Raw genomic sequence first — 17,938 nt, forward strand, 5'->3', positions numbered from 1 at the left:
AGTCTCACAAGCTCTTCCTCCACTGAAAGTAATGCACCAAACCGTGACCGGAGTTACCCGGCCGACCATCATTCTGCCTGGGGGGCGTGAGCCACCTCACTTCGGTACCTCTCGAAGGGAAACCCTCGCCATGAGCGACTCGACTCGAACGCGGCACGACCGCACCCATTGGCTGTACCTGGCCGTCATCGTGGCGGTGGTCGCGGGCGTACTGGTCGGCTGGCTGGCGCCCGGCGTCGCGCAGTCGTTCGCGCCGCTGGGCACCATCTTCGTCAATCTCATCAAGATGATGATCGCTCCGGTCATCTTCTGCACCATCGTGCTCGGGATCGGCTCGGTGCGCGCGGCGACCACGGTCGGCAAGGTCGGCGGCCTTGCCCTCGGCTACTTCCTGGTCATGTCGACCATCGCGCTGGGGATCGGCCTGGTCGTCGGCAACCTGCTGCAACCGGGCACCGGGCTGAGCATCGCCAAGTCGACCAAAGCCGGTCACGATCTGGCCGACAAGGCGCACAGCGCGGGCGGCACCTGGGACTTCATCCAGAACATCGTCCCTTCCACGCTGCTGTCCTCGCTCACCGCGGGCAACGTCCTGCAGGCGCTGTTCGTCGCGCTGCTGGTCGGTTTCGCGGTGCAGGCCATGGGCACCGCGGGCGAGCCCATCGTGCGAGGGGTGGCGCTGCTGCAGAAACTGGTGTTCCGGATCCTGGTGATGATCCTGTGGCTGGCCCCGGTCGGCGCGTTCGGCGCGATCGCGAACGTGGTCGGCAAGACCGGCCTGGACGCGGTGGTGAAGCTGGGCACGCTGATGATCGCGTTCTACCTGACCTGCCTGGTCTTCGTCTTCGGTGTGCTGGGCGTGCTGCTGTGGGCCGTCTCGCGGGTGTCGATCTTCAAGCTGGTTCGCTACCTCGCGCGGGAGTACCTGCTGATCGTCGCGACCTCGTCCTCGGAATCGGCGCTGCCGCGTTTGATCGCGAAGATGGATCACCTCGGTGTCGAGCGCACCACAGTAGGTGTCGTCGTGCCGACCGGGTATTCGTTCAACCTCGACGGCACCGCCATCTATCTGACGATGGCGTCGCTGTTCATCGCCGAGGCGATGGGCAAGCCGCTGTCCATCGGCGAGCAGGTCGGCTTGCTGTTGTTCATGATCGTCGCGTCCAAGGGCGCGGCGGGCGTCACCGGCGCGGGCCTGGCCACGCTGGCGGGCGGATTGCAGAGCCACCGGCCCGAGCTTCTCGACGGCGTCGGCGTGATCGTCGGCATCGACCGCTTCATGTCCGAGGCGCGGGCGCTGACCAACTTCTCCGGTAACGCGGCCGCCACGGTGCTGATCGGTACCTGGACCAAGACCGTCGACGTGGACCGGGTACGCGAGGTGCTCGACCGCAAGCTGCCGTTCGACGAGCGAACCATGGTCGACGACGACCACGGGACGCCCGGCGCACCGCTCACCCAGGAGGCCGAGGCCACGGATCTGGTCAAGGCGTAAACCGCACGGTGAACGACGAAGGGCCCGCAAGATCTGCGGGCCCTTCGTGGCGTCCGGGTCAGGCCGCCCACTTCTCCGGGTGGAGGTGGTGCTGGGTGATCGCGCCGGCGTGGCCGTGCCCGAAGCCGTGCTCGGTCTTCAGCCACTCGACGAGTTCCTTGTGCGAGGTCAGGCCGGTGGCGCGCATGGCGGCCTTCCACTCGTCGATGGTCCGGCCGTACTTGGCCTCGATGGAGGGGAAGTAGGACGCGGGGCCGTGCGGCTTGGTCGCCATGGTCGATCTCCTTGCTCGTCGTGCGTTCGATGGTTATGACGGGGCGAGCTCCGGCAACTCATCGCCCGGATTCCGCTGGGATGAGGGCGGATGCGGCGGCCGGTGGTGGCGACGTGTCACGCCGTCGCGGCCGTGCCGATCGCGTGACGGTCGCGCCGGCCGTGCTCGCGGATCAGCAGCGCACCGGTGAGTGCGACCAGCGCGGCGGTCAGGGCAAGTCGGCGATTGTCTCCGCTGTCGCGGAACAGGGATTCGCCGAATTCACCGCGGTGGTGCGGCAGGCGCACGCCGCGGCGACCGACGATGTCGACCGACTGCGCCGTGTCGCACGGGCGTATCTGGAATTCGCCGCCGCCAACCCGGCGCTCTACGACGCGATGTTCCTGCTGACGACCGACCTCAGCTTCGGACTCGAAGCACCCGTGCTGCTGCGCGAGGCCTTCGCCGAGCTGGAAGCCACGTTCCGGCTCCTGGTCGACGATCCCGAGCTCGGCACCCGCACCGAGGTCGCCTGGAGCACCCTGCACGGTGACGCTCGAACGCGGCGGCCGCATCCGCCCCGAGCAGCGGGACCAACGCCTCACCCTGCTTATCACGGAATGGCTTGCCGCCATCGGCGACCCTTCCCGATGATCGTCGGCCGGTAGCGTGGGGGTATGGCTGATGTGGTGGTGGTCGGCTCCGGGCCGAACGGGCTCGCCGCCGCGGTGATCATGGCCAGGGCGGGGCTGGCCGTGGAGGTCTACGAGGCAGAGGCGACGCCGGGTGGCGGATCACGGACCGCGGAGCTGACGCTGCCCGGCTACCGGCACGACGTGTGCGCCGGGGCGCATCCGATGGCGTTGGCGTCACCGGTGTTCCGCGCGTTCGATCTGGCCGCGCACGGTGTCGAGCTGCTCGCCCCGGAGGTGTCCTACGCGCATCCGCTCGACGGCGGCGTGGCCGGGCTGGCTTGGCGGGATCTGGAGCGGACCGTGGATGGCCTCGGTCGCGACGGCGCGGCCTGGCGCAGGTTGCTCGCGCCGCTGGTGCGGCACTGGCCGGACGTGGTCGATGTCGCGATGTCGGATCTGCGCCGCGTGCCATCCGGGCTCGCGACCGCGATCCGTTTCGGCCTGCGCACGTTCGAGCAGGGATCCCCGCTGTGGGACATCCGGTTCCGCGAAGCGGTCGCGCCCGCCCTGTTGACGGGCGTCGCCACCCACGCCATCATCCCGCCGCGCGCGATCACGGCCGCCGGGGCCGGGCTGATGCTGGCCACTCTGGCCCATGCCGGGGGCTGGGTTCTTCCGCGCGGCGGCAGCCAGGCGATACCCGACGCGCTGATCGCCGAGCTCGAACGTCTCGGCGGCCGAGTGCACACCGGGCATCGGGTCGACTCGCTGGACGAGTTCGCCGACGCCCGCGCGATCCTGCTCGACATCGCCCCGGCCGAACTGCTGCGCATCGCGGAGCATCGGTTGCCCGCCCGCTATGCGAAGCGACTGCGGCGTTTCCGCTACGGCGGCGCGGCCTGCAAGGTCGACTTCGCACTTTCCGGTCCGGTGCCGTGGCAGGCCGAGGGCTGTGCGCTGGCCGGAACAGTGCACGTGATCGGCACCCGCGCCGAAGCCATGGCGGCCGAGCATGCCGTCGCCATGGGGCGACATGCCGTACGCCCCTACGTGCTGTCCATCCAGCCCGGCGTGGTCGACCCCACCCGCGCCCCCGCGGGCGGCCACACCTTCTACACCTACGCCCACGTGCCGAACGGTTCCACCCGCGACGTCAGCGAGGACGTGATCGCCCAGGTCGAGCGCTTCGCACCGGGTTTCCGCGACCTGATCGTGGCCGCGAACGTGCGCACCGCGGCCGAAATGCCCGCCCACAACGCCAACTACATCGGCGGCGACATCTCCGCGGGCGCGATGACCCTGCGCCAGTTCGCATTCCGCCCATCCCCGCGCTGGAATCCTTACGCCACATCCATTCCCGGCGTCTACCTGTGCTCCTCCGCCACCCCGCCCGGGCCGGGCGTGCACGGCATGAACGGCCTGCATGCCGCACGCCACGCCCTCCGCGACCGCTTCGCCATCCACACCGACCCCCTCGACCTCCTGCGCACCCCCGCCACTCAGGTTCGCTGAGAACCGCACAGATCACGCCGTTTCCACGCCGCACCGTGCAGGATCTGTAGGCGGCACGCCATGCCTCGCGCGATCGTTTCGCTGTCCGTACCGATCCCTCGACCTCCTGCGCACCTTGCGACCCCGGCTCCGCCGAGTTCCGCGCAGATCAAGCCGGTTCCGCGCCCAACGTCATGCTGTGCGCGGAACCAGCGGGACCTAGCCCTTGGCAGGTTCGGTGCGGTAGAGGTCGGGTTCGAGATAGATGACGCGCGCGGCCGGTACCGCCGCGCGGACGCGCGACTCGGCGTCATCGATCGCGGTCGCGATAGTGCCGACGTCCAGGCCGGGAACCACGCCGACCTTCGCCGCCACGAGCAGCTCCTCCGGGCCGAGGTACTGAGTCTTGAGGTGGATCACGCGATCGATGCGGGTGTCATCGACCAGGTTCGCGTGGATCAGCCGGTTCTCATCGGGCGTGGCGCCCTCGCCGATCAGCAGGCTCTGCATCTCCACGATCAGCACGATGGCGATGACACCGAGCAGCGCGCCGATGGCCAGGGTGCCGAGACCGTCCCACACCGGGTCGCCGGTGAGCATGGTCAATCCGACGCCTCCCAACGCGAGCAGCAGGCCGACCAGCGCGCCGGTGTCCTCCAGCAGCACCACCGGAAGCTCCGGGCTGCGCGAATTGCGGATGAACCGCCACCAGCTCGCGTCGCCCTTGAGCGGCTTGGATTCGCGCACCGCGGTCGTGAAGCTGTAGATCTCCAGCCCGATCGCGATCAGCAGGATCACGATCGCCACGATCGGCGAACTCAGCTCCTCCGGATGCTGGATCTTGTGGACGCCCTCGTAGATGGCGTATCCGGAGCCGAGGGTGAACAGCACCAGCGCCACGATGAACGAATAGAAGTAGCGGTTGCGCGCGTATCCGAACGGGTGCAGCTCCGTTGCTTCCTTCGCGGCGCGGCGCTGCCCGAGCAGCAACAATCCCTGATTGCCGGTATCGGCCACGGAGTGCACGGCCTCGGCGAGCATCGAGCCCGAGCCGGTGATCGCCGCACCGACGAACTTCGCCGCGGCGATACCCGCGTTCGCGGTCAACGCCGCGACGATCGCCTTCTTGCCACCGCCAGCCGACATGGCAGCATGTCCTCTCTGTCTTCGAGCTATCCGCGAACAGCCTAACGGGCGCGGTCGGACGTAGTCCGTCTCCAGCCCCGCACGGCCGCATGCCCTCCCGGACAGGTCATGCGGTCGCGCCGACGCACGCGCAGAACAGCTGGACGTCGCCATCCACCGCCTGGGCCCGAATGTCGGTGTCGGTGGCGGAAATCCAGGCCGCGCCGCCGCGGGTGAGTTCGAGTGAGGAGTCGTTCTGCCACAGGCGAACCGTTCCGGCGGTGCACAGCACGATGCCCGGTCCCGCCGCGGTGAGCGGTACCCGCGCCGAGCCCGCGACGAGGTCGAAGCGCCGCAGCGCGAATTCCGGCGCGGGCGTGCGATAGCGCACCGACCCGTCGCCCGCCGGCTCCGGCAGCACCACGGGCAGGCTGATCGGTTCGAAGTCCAGCACTCGCAACAGCTCCGGCACGTCGACGTGCTTCGGGGTGAGACCGCCGCGCAGCACGTTGTCGGAGTTGGCCATGATCTCCACGCCGAGCCCGCGCAGGTAGGCGTGCAGGTTCCCGGCCGCCATGAACAACCCCTGGCCCGGCTGCAGGGTGACCCGGTTCAGCAGCAGCGAAGCGAGTACACCCGCGTCGCCGGGGTAGGCCTCGGCGAGTTCGAGCGTGGTGCGCGCCTCGGCGGTGAACTCGCGCGTGCCCTTGCCGGACAGATACCGCACGCAGCCGTCAAGCACCGCGGGCAGCAGCGTGGCGAGCACGTGCTGCGGCAGCGTGATCCAGGTGGTGAACAAGGTGCGCAGCCCAGCCGAATCCTGTTGCGCGGCAAGCAGATCGGTGTAGGAGCGCAACGCGTCCACGGCCAGCGCGCGGAGTAGCGCCACCGTGCGGTGCGGGTCACGGAACCCGGCCAGCGCCTCGAAGCGATCCAGCGCGACGACCAACTCGGGCTTGTGGTTCTCGTCGCGGTAGTTGCGCAGCGGCGAATCCAAGGGCACCTTGGCCCGGTTCTCCCGGTCGAACCCGGCCTTGGCCTGCGCCATGCTCGGATGCGCCTGCAAGGACAGCGGCTCCTCGGCCGCCAGGACCTTCAGCAGGAACGGCAGCTTGCCGCCGAATTCCGCGGCGGCGGCGCCCAATTCCCGATCCGGGTCGGCGGCGACCAGCTCCAGCAGCGAGGTGTTTCGGTCGCCGAGCCGCACATACGCGGGGTCGGCGGGGTGGGCGCCGAACCACAGTTCCGCCTCCGGATGGGCGGACGGCACCGGCCTGCCGCACAGCTGAGCGAGCGCGGTGCGCGATCCCCAGGCATACGAACGGAGCGCACCAACGAGTTCGTGCACTAGTAGCTTCCCCCGAACTGCCCCTGGCTGTCGGCCGCGATGGCGCGGGAGCCGATCAGCCGCAGGTAGGCGGCGGCCATTTCCAGCCGCAGCGCTAGCACGGCGAGCTGTTCGAGTTCGGTGCCTTGTCCTGGCGCGGACTCCTCGGCGCGGGTCGGCCCGGGCGCGGTGGGGTCGGTCATATCGGTATGCAGCAGGTCGACGTCGGCGTTCACCAGGTCGGCGTCCACCAGATTCGACTCGCCGCCGAACACCGCGATGCGGCGGCGCGCGGCGGCACGATCGCGATCGGCACTGAGCACGAACACCCGGATGCGCTCGATCGGAGCGGGTCCGTCGAGTTCCTCGTCGTGAAACAGCGGATCGAAATCGGGCGCGGATTCGCCCGCGGCCTCGTTCATCCTGGCCTTCGCCGCCACGGCCTCGGCCAGGTCCACCGCGGTGGCCACCTTGCCCGCGGACTGCAGCAGCACCTCGGCGCCGTGCTCGGCCAATTCGGCGGCGGCCGGTGAATCGCCTGCCAGCACGATGCCGCGCTGCTGCATGCGCGCGGCCAACGTCTTGGCGGGATTGTGGAAGACCTCGTTGTGCGGACCGTCGCGCAGCGCCTCCGCGTCCAGCACGTCGGCCAGCTCGGCGAGCTCAGGGACGGCCACGCCGGCGCGCGCCGGGTCGACCGCGCGCAGCACCGCGATTCCGGCGGCCAGGAAGCGCAGCAGGCGGTTGTGCCCGAGCACCTGCACTCTCGGCTCCAGCAGGGCGGCGCGACCGGCTGCCGCGGCACGCAGCGGCCCTTCGTGCGGCGCGGCGACGACCACTTCGGCGCCGCGGCGCAACGCCCGATCGACAGCGTCGATCAGCCGCGGGTCGCCCGCGTCGTCGCCGGCGACCAGCACGACATCCAGTGGCCCCACCCACGGCGGTAGGGCAGCGGCGGGCACGACGGGGAGGCCGGCACGGTCGCCGAGCGCGGCGACGAGCAGGCCCGCGGCCCGCGCGGCGCGCCCGGAACCGGAGACCAGTACCACGCTGCGTGGTCGCAGATCGGCCAGGCGGGCCAGCGCGTCCTCACCAACGGCCGCCGCGGTGGCGCGCACCTGGGCGCCGCCCGAGGCGGCCGAGCGCAGGGCGCCGCCGGCATCGGCTGCCTCGAGCGAAGCGGCATCGTCGAGGTCGAGCACCGGTGTTCCAGCGATCATCGGGCGTCCCACCTCCCCTCATCGCGCTGTGTCGTTTCCGCCCCCGCGCCCACCCGGTCGGGCTGCCATACCGAGACCGAGTCGGGCGAATCCAAGGCCTGTGATTCCACTATTCCAGTCAGGAGCGCACGATGCTCAGGATCTCGGTTACGAGTGCGTCTACTTCCTCCGCCGATCGGGCCTCGACGTTCAGCCGGAGCAACGGCTCGGTATTCGACGCGCGCAGGTTGAACCAGGCGTTGTCGGCCAGTTGCACGGTGACCCCGTCCAGCCGGTCCACCGAGTGCGCCCGGTCCGCGAAAGCATCCACCACGGCTATCGTCCGAGCCGCCGCGTCGGACACCGTGGAGTTGATCTCGCCGGAAGCCGCATAGGTCGCGTACGACGACATCAGTCCCGACACCGGCCGGTCCTTCTCGCCGAGCGCGCCCAGCACGTGCAGCGCCGCGAGCATCCCGGAGTCGGCGCCCCAGAAGTCGCGGAAGTAGTAGTGCGCGGAGTGCTCGCCGCCGAACACGGCTCCGGTGGTGGCCATTTCCTGCTTGATGAACGAGTGGCCCACCCGGGTGCGCACCGGCGTCCCGCCCAGCTCGTGCACCAGCTCCGGCACCGCGCGCGAGGTGATCAGATTGTGGATGATCACCGCGCCCGGCTCCTTGGCCAGCTCGCGCTCGGCGACCAGCGCGGTGATCGCCGACGGCGACACCGGGTCGCCGTTCTCGTCGACCACGAAGCAGCGGTCGGCGTCGCCGTCGAAGGCCAGGCCGATGTCCGCGCCCGAACCGCGGACCAGCTTCTGCAGGTCCACCAGGTTCGCCGGGTCGAGCGGGTTGGCTTCGTGGTTCGGGAAGCTGCCGTCCAGCTCGAAATACAGCGGGACGATGGTCACCTGCGGCAGCGCGCCGAGCACCGCGGGCACGGTGTGGCCGCCCATACCGTTGCCCGCGTCCACGGCGACGGTGAGCGGGCGGATGCCGCCGAGATCGACCAGGCCGCGTAGGAAGGCCGCGTAGTCGGTGAGCAGATCCAGTTCCGTCGCGGTGCCGCGTTCGCCCGGGTAATCGGGCACGCCCTCGATCAGCTCGTTCTTGATGGTGGCCAGGCCGGTGTCCTGGCCGACCGGGAGAGCCTTGGCGCGGCACAGCTTGATGCCGTTGTAGCGGGCCGGGTTGTGGCTGGCGGTGAACATGGCGCCCGGGCAATCCAGGTGGCCGGAGGCGAAGTACAGCTGGTCGGTCGAGGCGAGGCCGATGTGCACCACGTCGAGTCCCTGGCCGAGCGCGCCATCGGCGAAGGCGGCCGAGAGCGCGGGGGAAGAGTCCCGCATGTCGTGTCCGATGACGATCCGGCTCGCGCCCTCCGCGCGCATCAACCTGGCGAACGACGCGCCGACGTCCCTGACGAATTCCGCGTCGATCTGATCACCGACCACACCGCGAACGTCGTAAGCCTTGATCACCGCGTTCACGAATTCGGCAGAGCGGGCGACTGTCATGCCCAACACCCTAGTGGTTGCGCCGGGCCGGTCCGACACCCTCCTGGCCGGATCAGGACGGCGGGTCGGGAAGCACCCGGAGATGGCCGCGACGGCCGGTGCGTGTGGTGCGCGGTGGCGGAGGTGTGTAGTCGCGGTAGCCGCGCTGCTCGTGTTCCGGCGGGCGACGGCGTAGGCCGGCCTCGCGCACCGCCTCCGCGAGCGCGGTCAGATCGTCGTCATCCGGTGTGCTGGAGGAGAATCCGCCTTCGTGGCGGACCAGTTCCCAGCCCTTCGGAGCGGTGATTCGGGAGCCGTGCGTTTCGCAGAGATCCCAGGAGTGTGGTTCGGCGACCGTCGCGAGCGGCCCGACCACTGCCGTCGAATCCGAGTACACATAGGTGAGCGTCGCGACGGCCGGATTCTTGCAGCCGGGACGGCAGCAACGACGCATGGGAATCACGCCGATGAGAGTAACCCCCCTGCCGCATCGATGGGGACAGACACGCTTGAAGAATCTCGGTCTGCTTTCAGCAGAACGAGGGCAGCACGGCATTCCGCGGTCGCGCAGGACGAGGCCGCCGGTGTGTCGCGGAGCGGGGGTTCACGGGGTACCCGGTAGTTGGCCGGTGTACACGTGCGGGCACATGACGGGGCGCTGTCGGACGTAGTCCGTCCGCAGCCCGCGCACGGCCGGAGCGAAGGCGGAGGTAACGCCTACTCCGCAACGGCATTCGGGGGCCGTCGCCGGGTGGATGGGTGCGAATCACTCGGCTTCCGGATCGATCACGTCCGGGTCGACGCCGAGGTAGGTCGCGACCTGCTGGACCAGCACTTCACGCAGCAGGTCCACCAAGTCGTCGGGATCGCTGGCGCGCAGCTCGAGCGGCTTGCGGAACAGCACCACCCGCGCCCGGGTCGCCGCGCCGTGCCGGTCGACGCCGGCCGGGATGAGGCGGGACAGCGGCACCGGTCCGTCGGCCACCACCTCGTCCGGCCAGGTGACCGAATCCGGGTGCAGCGGACGGATTTTCGGAACGTCGTCGACGGCGATGTCCAGCTTGGTGAGCCGGTCGTGCCAGCGGCTGTCCAACGGGGCGAACGCCTCCAGCACCAGCCGGTCGAACTTCTGGCCGCGAGTCCGCCACGCCGGCACCGTGGGTGGCAGCATCGGCCCGCGCACCCCGCGGCCGCGGCGGGTCACCGACCGGGCGGTCGGCGGTCGACGCTTACGGGAACGTGCCATGACACAAAATCTAGGCCAGCCGGCTGCGGCGGTCCGCATTGAGGCGGCGAGATCTTCTTCGGTCGTGTCGCTGTGCCCGGAGCCGCCCTGGTGGGGGCCGCGACTCCGGGCGCCGCGTACGTCTGTCAGCCGATGCCGCGCTTGAGGCGGCGGCGCTCCCGCTCGGAGAGACCGCCCCAGATGCCGAAGCGCTCATCGTGCGCGAGTGCGTACTCCAGGCACTCGTCGCGTACTTCACAGCCCATGCAGATCCGTTTGGCCTCACGGGTGGAGCCGCCCTTCTCGGGGAAGAACGCCTCCGGATCGGTCTGCGCGCACAGCGCGCGCTCCTGCCATTGCTCTTCGATGGATTCGAACATCTCGTCGAAGCCGGTCACGACCAGGCTGAGCCGGGGCGCCGCGACTCCGTCACCCCCCTCTCCGTCCTTCCAGCCGTTGTCTGCGCAGACGCCACGTGCTGCGCCTGCTGTGGAATCGGTCGGCGAGACCATCTCGTTGGCCACGCTCCGCCTCCTCACTGTGTGTTAGCGCAGAATGATTCTTTCCGTCGGACCAACACGCGCACCGACGGCCATACCCCGCGACGTTGTCCCGCGGACGTCCCCGAGCCTGTCATACCGATGCGAACACCTGTTCGAAATGCCGCTCGCGCCTTGAACTCTCGCGCGAACCCGGAATGACATGACTGTGATTAGACACGCCGGACGCGTCGATGGTCAAGCCGCCGTCGCTATTCCGTTACTATCCGCAGCCGCATTCCGAACTGATCTTGCACCGTGCAATAGCAAATAAACAGCAAATTTGCCCCGAATGGGGGTTGCCACGCCACCGCATAGGCTGTGCGGATGTGACTGGACAACAAGCGGGCCCCACGCCCGCGAACGGACCCCGGATCGCCGTGCTGGTCGGCGGCGTCGGCGGCGCGCGTTTCCTTCAGGGCGTCCGGGAGCTGCTGCCGGAAGCCGACGTCGCCGCGATCGTGAACGTCGGCGACGACGTCTGGATGCACGGCCTCCGGATCTGTCCCGACCTCGACACCTGCATGTATACCCTGGGCGGCGGCATTGATACCGAGCGGGGCTGGGGCCGGGTCGGCGAGACCTGGCACGCCAAAGAGGAACTCGCGAAATATCACGCGCAGCCGGACTGGTTCGGCTTGGGCGACCGCGATATCGCCACGCATCTGATCCGCACCGAAATGCTGCGCGCCGGATACTCGCTCTCCGCGGTCACCGAAGCGCTGTGCAACCGGTGGCAGCCGGGCGTGAAACTGATCCCGGCAACCGACGATCGATGCGAAACGCATGTCGTTGTGACCGATCCGGACAACCCTGGCGAACGACGCGCGATCCATTTCCAGGAGTGGTGGGTTCGCTACCGCGCGAACATCGAGACCCATGGATTCGCCACAATTGGCGCCGAGGAAGCCCACCCGGCGCCAAATGTGATCGAAATCATAGAATCCGCTGATGTGGTCTTGCTCGCACCGTCGAACCCTGTCGTGAGCATCGGCGCCATCTTGGCGGTGCCCGGTATCCGCGGCGCGCTGCGCACCACCGCGGCCAAAGTGATCGGCGTCTCCGGCGTCATCGACGGCAAGCCGTTGCGCGGCATGGCCGACGAGTGCCTGTCGGTGATCGGGGTCCAGACCACGGCCGAGGCGATCGGCCGCTACTACGGCGCGCGTTCGGCCACCGGAATCCTGGACGGCTGGCTGATCCACAGCACCGACACCGCCGACGTGCCCGGTGTGGAGGTGCGCAGCGTGCCCTTGTTGATGACCGACCCGCCGACCACCGCCGAAATGGTGCGTCAGGCGCTGGATCTCGCCGGAGTGAAGCCGTGACGACCACATCGACCGATCACGCGGCCGGAGAGCTGCGCATTCTGCCCATCACCGGGCTGCCGGAATTCCGGCCGGGTGACGACCTCGCCGACCACATCGCGCGCTGTGCGCCGTGGCTGGCCGACGGCGACGTGCTCGTGGTGACCAGCAAGATCGTGGCGAAGGTCGAAGGGCGCATCGTGGACGCGCCGCTCGACCCCGAGGAACGCGATGCGGCCCGGCGCAGGCTCATCGACCAGGAGGCGGTGCGGGTGCTGGCCCGCAAGGGCCGCACGCTGATCACCGAGAACAAGCTCGGCATCGTGCAGGCGGCTTCCGGTGTCGACGGCTCGAACGTCGAACAGGGCGAGCTGGTGCTGCTTCCCACCGATCCGGACGCCAGCGCCAAGGCGCTGCGCGCTGCGCTGGCCGAGCGGCTGGGCGTGACGGTCGCGGTGGTCGTCACCGACACCATGGGCCGTGCGTGGCGCAATGGGCAGACCGACGCGGCCATCGGCGCGGCGGGGGTTCGGGTACTACACGACTACGCGGGCGCGGTGGACGGTCAGGGCAACGAGCTGGCCGTCACCCAGGTGGCTGTGGCCGATGAGCTGGCCGCCGCTGCGGACCTGGTCAAGGGCAAGCTCGGCGGTGTTCCGGTCGCGGTGGTGCGCGGGCTGCCGGTCGTCGACGACGGATCCAGCGCCGCTGATCTGCTGCGCGGCGGTACCGAGGACCTGTTCTGGCTCGGCACCGCCGAGGCGATCGAGCGCGGGCGTCGAGAGGCCATCCTGCTGCGTCGCTCGATTCGTCAGTTCGCCGACGCTCCGGTCGATCCGGAACGCATTCGGGCGGCGGTGTCGGTCGCGCTGACCGCGCCCGCCCCGCATCACACCCGTCCGGTGCGATTCGTCTGGCTGCGCAAGCCGGGACTGCGTACCCAGCTGCTGGAGGCGATGGCGGAGAAGTGGCGCGCGGATCTGGCCGCCGACGGACTCACGCCGGAGCGGATCGAGCGCCGGGTCGCCCGAGGCCGCATCCTGTTCGACGCTCCCGAGGTGATCATCCCGTTCTGCGTGCCGGACGGGGCGCACGACTATCAAGACTTACTGCGCCGTGAGTACGAACACACCATGTTCACCGTCGCGGTGGGCGCGGCGGTGCAGGGGTTGCTGGTCGCCTTGGCCGCCGAGGGTATCGGTAGCTGCTGGATCGGTTCGACCATCTTCGCGCCGGAAGTCACCCGCGATGTCCTGGGCTCGGCCGAGGACTGGAGTCCGCTGGGCGCGATCGCCATCGGCCATCCGCTCGAAGAGCTGACCCCGCGGCCGGTGGTCGGCGCCGGTTCCGGGCTGGTCGAGCTGTGACGGTGCTCAGGGACGAGTCCGGCCAACCGGGGCGCCGCCGGTGAGCGCGGAATCCCTGCATGCCTCGGCGACCGCGCTGCTCGAATCCTGGCGTCCGGCGGCCGATTCCGATCGGTCGCTGCGCGAGGCGATGCTGGCGTTCCTCGGATCGGCTCCGCGCGGCTGCCTGCGCGAGCACGCGCCGGGCCACATCACCGCCTCTGCGGTGGTCTTCTCCGCGGACGGTCGCGAGGTGCTGCTCACCCTGCATCCGCGCGTCGGCCGTTGGATCCAGCTCGGCGGCCACTGCGAGGAGCGCGACGACACCGTCGCCTCGGCCGCGCTGCGCGAAGCGACCGAGGAGTCGGGCATCGCGGGGCTGTGGCTGGATCCGGGTCTGTACGGCGCCCAGGCGCATCCGATCACTTGCTCGCTGGGTGTGCCCACCCGGCACCTCGACCTGCTGTTCCGTATCACCGCTCCCGCGGGCGCGGTCCCGGTGCGCAGCCACGAATCCACCGATCTGCGCTGGTGGCCGGTGGACGCGTTGCCCGCGGACGCCGACGTTCTGCTGCGCTGACACGCCCCGCGCTCGAGCCCCGGTCGGATGCCCAATCCGCCCGGGGCTCTGCCGTTCCCGCGCCAAATCCTCGGTTTACAAATTGCCCGATTTGTCTAGACAGACGACAAATAGCCGTCTATCGTCCAATTTGGGAGGTTATGCACGTCACATGTGGCGTGTCCTTGGGAATGGAGACAACGATGTCGACGAACGCCGACAGGGCCGTGCGGCCGGTCGAGGTACCGGCTTGGCGCGACCGCAAGCGCTATTTGTGGCTGTGGGGGCTGTTCGCCCCTACGGGCCTGTTCACCATCGGGCTTCCGCTCATCTGGGCGTTGAACGAACTCGGCTGGCATCGCCTCGCGCACGTGCCGTTCTGGCTCGGGCCGGTCCTGGTCTACGTGCTGATTCCGATCGCCGACGTCTTCTTCGGTCCGGATGGCGCCAATCCGCCTGACGAGGTGATGGAGTACCTGGAAAACGACAAGTACTACCGCTACCTCACCTACCTGTACCTGCCGTTCCAGTACGCCACGCTGCTCATGGGCGCCTACCTGATCACCGCGAACGACGTGAGCTGGCTCGGCATCGACGGTGGATTGCAGGTGGTGGACAAGATCGGCCTGGCCATCACCGTCGGCATGATCGGCGGCATCGGCATCAACACCGCGCACGAACTCGGCCACAAGAAGGTGGACCTGGAACGCTGGCTCTCCCGGATCGCGCTGGCCCAGTCGTTCTACGGGCATTTCTACATCGAGCACAACCGCGGCCATCACGTCCGCGTCGCGACACCGGAGGATCCGGCCAGTTCCCGGGTGGGCGAGACATTCTGGGCCTTCTGGCCGCGCACCGTGTGGGGCAGCCTGAAATCGTCCTGGCATCTGGAGAAGGTGCGTCTGGAGCGGCTCGGCGCGAAGCCGTGGAGCCTGCGCAACGAGGTGCTCAGCGCCTGGCTGATGTCGGCCGTGCTGTACGCGGCGTTGCTCGCGGTGTTCGGCATCGAGTTGCTGCCGTACCTGATCCTGCAGGCCGTGGTCGGCTTCAGTCTGCTGGAGGCGGTGAACTACCTGGAGCACTACGGCCTGGTGCGCCAGCGCACAGCGAGCGGACGGTACGAACGGCCCGCCCCGGTGCACAGCTGGAACAGCGACCACATCGTCACCAACATCTTCCTGTACCACCTGCAGCGGCACAGCGATCACCACGCCTACCCGACCCGGCGTTACCAGACGCTGCGCAGCTGGGACGGCGCGCCGAACCTGCCGAGCGGTTACGCCAGCATGATCCTGTTGGCCTACTTCCCCCCGCTGTGGCGCCGGGTCATGGACAAGCGCGTCCTCGCGCACTACGACGGCGACATCACCCGCGCCAACATCGATCCGGGCAAGCGGGACAAGGTGCTCGCGCGCTACGGCGTCCGAGACGAAGTCGCCAGGGGTGGCGCCCAGTGAGCGAGCGCAGCGAGCGAGCCATCGACACAGCTTCGGCCGAAGTCATGCCGGATCCGAGCGGCAGCGAGGCGCAGGCATGAGTTCGTACCGCTGTCCCGTCTGCGACTACGTCTTCGACGAGGCGAAAGGAGCGCCGCACGAGGGATTTCCGCCGGGCACCCGGTGGGAGACGGTGCCGGACGACTGGTGCTGCCCGGACTGCGGCGTGCGGGAAAAGATCGACTTCGAGCCGATAGGGGCGAGCAAATGAGTGACTACAAGCTGTACCAATGCATCCAGTGCGGCTTCGAATACGACGAGGCCAAGGGCTGGCCGGAGGACGGCATCGCGCCGGGTACCCGCTGGGACGACATTCCCGACGACTGGACCTGTCCGGACTGTGGTGCCGCCAAGGCGGACTTCTTCATGGTCGAAATCGAGCGGTCGTGAGATTTTGACTGCGGCAGTTCCCCGTGACAGTGTCGCGGGTATGCCGCGCAACGGAACCAGGATTCCCTACCAGGAGGCCGCGCGGGAACTGCTGCGGACGTCGGTCCTGGACGCGATGCGCGAGCTGCTCACCGAGCGGGACTGGTCCAAGATCACCCTCGGTGACGTCGCGGCCAGGGCGGGCGTGAGCAGGCAGACGCTCTACAACGAGTTCGGCTCGCGGTCCGGCCTCACCGAGGCCTACGCCCTGCGCCTGGCCGACGACTTGGTCGATCACGTGGACGCGGCGATCAACGGCAACGTCGGTGACGTCCGCGCCGCGTTCCGCGATGGCGTGGCCAACTTCTTCGTCGACGCCGCCGCCGATCCCTTGGTCCAGTCGCTGGTCGCGGGCGAGGTGAAGCTGGATCTGCTGCGGCTGATCACGCTCGATGCCGGGCCGTTGCTCGAGCATGCGACCGAGCGGCTGTCGCGCGCCTTCCAGCACAGCTGGGTGGCGGTCACGGCCGCCGAAGCGGACGTGATCGCCCACGCGCTGGCGCGGATCGCCCTCAGCTATATCCCCACTCCGCCCGCTCCGGGGCGAGATGCGCCCGCGGAGCTGAGCGCGCTGCTGAGTCCCTACGTGGAGGCCATCATCGCGGCGCGGGTACAGCGCTGAGCGGGCGCCGGCAACCGGCTCGCGACGCGTCAGCATCTGTGCGGCGACTTGAAAACCGACTGCACGGCTTGTAATCGCTGACACGTTTCACCGCCAACCGGTGTGTAACAAACGGAAAGTCTGCCATTATTCTGAGGCGGGTCGGGTCGTCGGAGTTTCATGTCTTCTTGAGTGGGGCAAAAGTGCAAACGGTTGGCAATCCGGTGGGATCGCCCGATCCCAAACGCCATCTGTGGGTTCTCGGCTTGCTGGCACCATCCTCGGCCTTGCTGCCGTCGCAGCTCGTGCTCCACACCGGTGTGGAGGTGTTCTGGTGGATCGGCCCGATCATCGTGCTGATCGTGATTCCGGTGCTGGACTGGACAATCGGGGAGGACGGCAGCAACCCGAAGGATGAGGACTACGAGCTGCTGTCCAACGATAGGTACTACCGGTGGTGCACCTATCTGATGCTGCCGGTGCAGCTGACCGGGCTGGCGATCGCGAGCTACATGTGGGCCGGTGACGAGCTGAGCGTGGTCGACAAGTTCGGCTTGGCCGCCACCCTTGGTTTCGTCAGCGGCATCGGCATCAACGCCGCGCACGAGCTCGGCCACCGGGTCGAGCACCTGGAGCGCTGGCTGGCCAAGCTCGCCCTTGCCCAGTCCGGGTACGGGCACTTCTTCGTCGAGCACAACCGCGGCCACCACGTGCGCGTGGCGACCCCGGAGGATCCGGCCAGCGCCAGGCTGGGGGAGTCACTGTGGGAGTTCTTGCCGCGCAGCGTCTCCGGGAGCTTCCGTTCGGCGATCGCCCTGGAACGCGAGCGTCTCGCCCGCAAGGGCAAGGGCTGGTGGAGCGTCGGCAACCACATCCTGCAGGCGTGGTCGATGACGGTGGTGCTGTTCGGCACCCTGGTCGCGGTGTTCGGCTACCAAGTGTTGCCCTGGCTCGCGCTGCAGGCGGTGATCGGCATCGGGCTGCTGGAGACGGTGAACTACGTTGAGCACTACGGCCTGCTGCGGGCCCGCCGCCCGAACGGCATGTACGCCCGCTGCTCGCCGCGGGACAGCTGGAACAGCGACCACCTGGTCACCAATATCTTCCTGTTCCACTTGCAGCGCCACAGCGATCACCACGCCAACCCGGGCCGCCGCTACCAGACGCTGCGCAGCTCGCAGCACGCTCCGCAACTGCCGGCCGGATACGCCACCATGATCGTGTTCGCCGCCATCCCGCCGCTGTGGCGGTGGGTGATGGACGAGCGCGTCCTGGCCCACTACGGCGGCGACGTCACCCTGGCGAACATCCAACCGCGCAAGCGGCGCCGGATTCTGGCCGCTCGCGGGGTGGTCGCGTAGCGCGCCGAGCCGAAGGCTGAGGCAGCCGCGTAACGGCGCGGTCCGTCGGCGGACC

The 17,938-nt window shown here is 68.9% G+C and carries 19 protein-coding genes; 11 read left to right on the forward strand and 8 right to left on the reverse strand.

Annotated features, from left to right (window positions below; genetic code table 11):
* The first annotated feature begins 130 nt into the window (after positions 1-130).
* Positions 131-1,495: a cation:dicarboxylase symporter family transporter gene (locus tag AB0M45_RS16410; RefSeq protein WP_364328901.1), complete on the forward strand. Its 1,365-nt coding sequence runs from the start codon at positions 131-133 to the stop codon at positions 1,493-1,495.
* 58 nt (positions 1,496-1,553) lie between these two features.
* Here AB0M45_RS16410 and AB0M45_RS16415 read toward each other — a convergent pair whose 3' ends face one another.
* Positions 1,554-1,769: a DUF4287 domain-containing protein gene (locus AB0M45_RS16415; RefSeq protein WP_364328904.1), complete on the reverse strand. Its 216-nt coding sequence runs from the start codon at positions 1,767-1,769 to the stop codon at positions 1,554-1,556.
* A gap of 80 nt (positions 1,770-1,849) precedes the next feature.
* On the opposite strand from AB0M45_RS16415, the gene AB0M45_RS16420 reads away from it, so the two are divergent.
* Positions 1,850-2,416, forward strand: a complete 567-nt coding sequence (locus tag AB0M45_RS16420) for a TetR-like C-terminal domain-containing protein (RefSeq protein WP_364328907.1) — start codon at positions 1,850-1,852, stop codon at positions 2,414-2,416.
* 9 nt (positions 2,417-2,425) lie between these two features.
* Positions 2,426-3,895 (forward strand): NAD(P)/FAD-dependent oxidoreductase, encoded by a 1,470-nt coding sequence (locus tag AB0M45_RS16425; RefSeq protein WP_364328910.1) that lies wholly within the window; start codon positions 2,426-2,428, stop codon positions 3,893-3,895.
* Positions 3,896-4,093: 198 nt separating this feature from the next.
* On the opposite strand, the gene AB0M45_RS16430 is transcribed toward AB0M45_RS16425, so the two are convergent.
* From AB0M45_RS16430 to AB0M45_RS16460, 7 genes are all read right to left on the reverse strand, one after another.
* Positions 4,094-5,020 carry a cation diffusion facilitator family transporter gene (locus AB0M45_RS16430; protein ID WP_364328913.1) on the reverse strand — a complete coding sequence of 309 codons (927 nt, stop codon included), beginning with the start codon at positions 5,018-5,020 and terminating at the stop codon, positions 4,094-4,096.
* Positions 5,021-5,126: 106 nt separating this feature from the next.
* Positions 5,127-6,347 carry a mannose-6-phosphate isomerase, class I gene (gene manA, locus AB0M45_RS16435; protein ID WP_364328916.1) on the reverse strand — a complete coding sequence of 407 codons (1,221 nt, stop codon included), beginning with the start codon at positions 6,345-6,347 and terminating at the stop codon, positions 5,127-5,129.
* Complete coding sequence (locus tag AB0M45_RS16440) at positions 6,347-7,546, reverse strand: tobH protein (protein WP_364328918.1); 1,200 nt, start codon at positions 7,544-7,546, stop codon at positions 6,347-6,349. The genes manA and AB0M45_RS16440 overlap by 1 nt, the downstream gene beginning before the upstream one ends.
* 118 nt (positions 7,547-7,664) lie before the next feature.
* Complete coding sequence (locus tag AB0M45_RS16445) at positions 7,665-9,041, reverse strand: phosphomannomutase/phosphoglucomutase (protein ID WP_364328921.1); 1,377 nt, start codon at positions 9,039-9,041, stop codon at positions 7,665-7,667.
* Between the two features lie 52 nt (positions 9,042-9,093).
* Positions 9,094-9,483: a DUF3499 domain-containing protein gene (locus AB0M45_RS16450; RefSeq protein ID WP_195130603.1), complete on the reverse strand. Its 390-nt coding sequence runs from the start codon at positions 9,481-9,483 to the stop codon at positions 9,094-9,096.
* A gap of 303 nt (positions 9,484-9,786) precedes the next feature.
* Positions 9,787-10,266 carry a metallopeptidase family protein gene (locus tag AB0M45_RS16455; RefSeq protein WP_169333889.1) on the reverse strand — a complete coding sequence of 160 codons (480 nt, stop codon included), beginning with the start codon at positions 10,264-10,266 and terminating at the stop codon, positions 9,787-9,789.
* 125 nt (positions 10,267-10,391) lie between these two features.
* Positions 10,392-10,625: a WhiB family transcriptional regulator gene (locus tag AB0M45_RS16460; RefSeq protein ID WP_029901515.1), complete on the reverse strand. Its 234-nt coding sequence runs from the start codon at positions 10,623-10,625 to the stop codon at positions 10,392-10,394.
* A gap of 488 nt (positions 10,626-11,113) precedes the next feature.
* On the opposite strand from AB0M45_RS16460, the gene cofD reads away from it, so the two are divergent.
* The 8 genes from cofD to AB0M45_RS16500 all read left to right on the forward strand — a co-directional run bounded on the left by cofD (position 11,114) and on the right by AB0M45_RS16500 (position 17,883).
* Positions 11,114-12,112 carry a 2-phospho-L-lactate transferase gene (cofD, locus tag AB0M45_RS16465; protein WP_364328926.1) on the forward strand — a complete coding sequence of 333 codons (999 nt, stop codon included), beginning with the start codon at positions 11,114-11,116 and terminating at the stop codon, positions 12,110-12,112.
* A complete protein-coding gene (locus AB0M45_RS16470; protein ID WP_364328929.1) occupies positions 12,109-13,458 on the forward strand; it encodes a coenzyme F420-0:L-glutamate ligase in 1,350 nt (449 codons plus the stop codon). Before cofD ends, AB0M45_RS16470 begins: the two co-directional genes overlap by 4 nt.
* A gap of 40 nt (positions 13,459-13,498) precedes the next feature.
* Complete coding sequence (locus AB0M45_RS16475; RefSeq protein WP_364328932.1) at positions 13,499-14,017, forward strand: NUDIX domain-containing protein; 519 nt, start codon at positions 13,499-13,501, stop codon at positions 14,015-14,017.
* A 182-nt stretch (positions 14,018-14,199) separates the two neighbouring features.
* The gene (locus AB0M45_RS16480) at positions 14,200-15,453 is read left to right on the forward strand and encodes an alkane 1-monooxygenase (RefSeq protein WP_364328935.1); all 1,254 of its coding nucleotides are present in this window, start codon (positions 14,200-14,202) and stop codon (positions 15,451-15,453) included.
* A 76-nt stretch (positions 15,454-15,529) separates the two neighbouring features.
* On the forward strand, positions 15,530-15,703 hold the full coding sequence (locus AB0M45_RS16485) for a rubredoxin (RefSeq protein ID WP_040781852.1): 174 nt from the start codon (positions 15,530-15,532) through the stop codon (positions 15,701-15,703).
* Positions 15,700-15,882, forward strand: coding sequence for a rubredoxin (locus AB0M45_RS16490; protein WP_195130597.1), 183 nt, complete (start codon positions 15,700-15,702; stop codon positions 15,880-15,882). The genes AB0M45_RS16485 and AB0M45_RS16490 overlap by 4 nt, the downstream gene beginning before the upstream one ends.
* Before the next feature lie 40 nt (positions 15,883-15,922).
* Positions 15,923-16,543, forward strand: a complete 621-nt coding sequence (locus AB0M45_RS16495) for a TetR family transcriptional regulator (RefSeq protein ID WP_364328940.1) — start codon at positions 15,923-15,925, stop codon at positions 16,541-16,543.
* Between the two features lie 203 nt (positions 16,544-16,746).
* Complete coding sequence (locus AB0M45_RS16500; protein WP_364328943.1) at positions 16,747-17,883, forward strand: alkane 1-monooxygenase; 1,137 nt, start codon at positions 16,747-16,749, stop codon at positions 17,881-17,883.
* Positions 17,884-17,938: the final 55 nt, after the last annotated feature.

This window comes from Nocardia sp. NPDC051787, from assembly GCF_040681325.1.
Classification (GTDB): Bacteria; Actinomycetota; Actinomycetes; order Mycobacteriales; family Mycobacteriaceae; genus Nocardia.

Excerpts from the sequence above, each read along its gene's own strand:
- AB0M45_RS16410 (WP_364328901.1), top strand. The coding sequence starts at position 131 with ATGAGCGACTCGACTCGAACGCGGCACGACCGCACCCATTGGCTGTAC.
- AB0M45_RS16415 (WP_364328904.1), bottom strand. The coding sequence starts at position 1,769 with ATGGCGACCAAGCCGCACGGCCCCGCGTCCTACTTCCCCTCCATCGAG.
- AB0M45_RS16420 (WP_364328907.1), top strand. The coding sequence starts at position 1,850 with ATGAGGGCGGATGCGGCGGCCGGTGGTGGCGACGTGTCACGCCGTCGC.
- AB0M45_RS16425 (WP_364328910.1), top strand. The coding sequence starts at position 2,426 with ATGGCTGATGTGGTGGTGGTCGGCTCCGGGCCGAACGGGCTCGCCGCC.
- AB0M45_RS16430 (WP_364328913.1), bottom strand. The coding sequence starts at position 5,020 with ATGTCGGCTGGCGGTGGCAAGAAGGCGATCGTCGCGGCGTTGACCGCG.
- AB0M45_RS16440 (WP_364328918.1), bottom strand. The coding sequence starts at position 7,546 with ATGATCGCTGGAACACCGGTGCTCGACCTCGACGATGCCGCTTCGCTC.
- AB0M45_RS16445 (WP_364328921.1), bottom strand. The coding sequence starts at position 9,041 with ATGACAGTCGCCCGCTCTGCCGAATTCGTGAACGCGGTGATCAAGGCT.
- AB0M45_RS16455 (WP_169333889.1), bottom strand. The coding sequence starts at position 10,266 with ATGGCACGTTCCCGTAAGCGTCGACCGCCGACCGCCCGGTCGGTGACC.
- AB0M45_RS16460 (WP_029901515.1), bottom strand. The coding sequence starts at position 10,625 with ATGTTCGAATCCATCGAAGAGCAATGGCAGGAGCGCGCGCTGTGCGCG.
- AB0M45_RS16480 (WP_364328935.1), top strand. The coding sequence starts at position 14,200 with ATGTCGACGAACGCCGACAGGGCCGTGCGGCCGGTCGAGGTACCGGCT.
- AB0M45_RS16485 (WP_040781852.1), top strand. The coding sequence starts at position 15,530 with ATGAGTTCGTACCGCTGTCCCGTCTGCGACTACGTCTTCGACGAGGCG.
- AB0M45_RS16490 (WP_195130597.1), top strand. The coding sequence starts at position 15,700 with ATGAGTGACTACAAGCTGTACCAATGCATCCAGTGCGGCTTCGAATAC.
- AB0M45_RS16495 (WP_364328940.1), top strand. The coding sequence starts at position 15,923 with ATGCCGCGCAACGGAACCAGGATTCCCTACCAGGAGGCCGCGCGGGAA.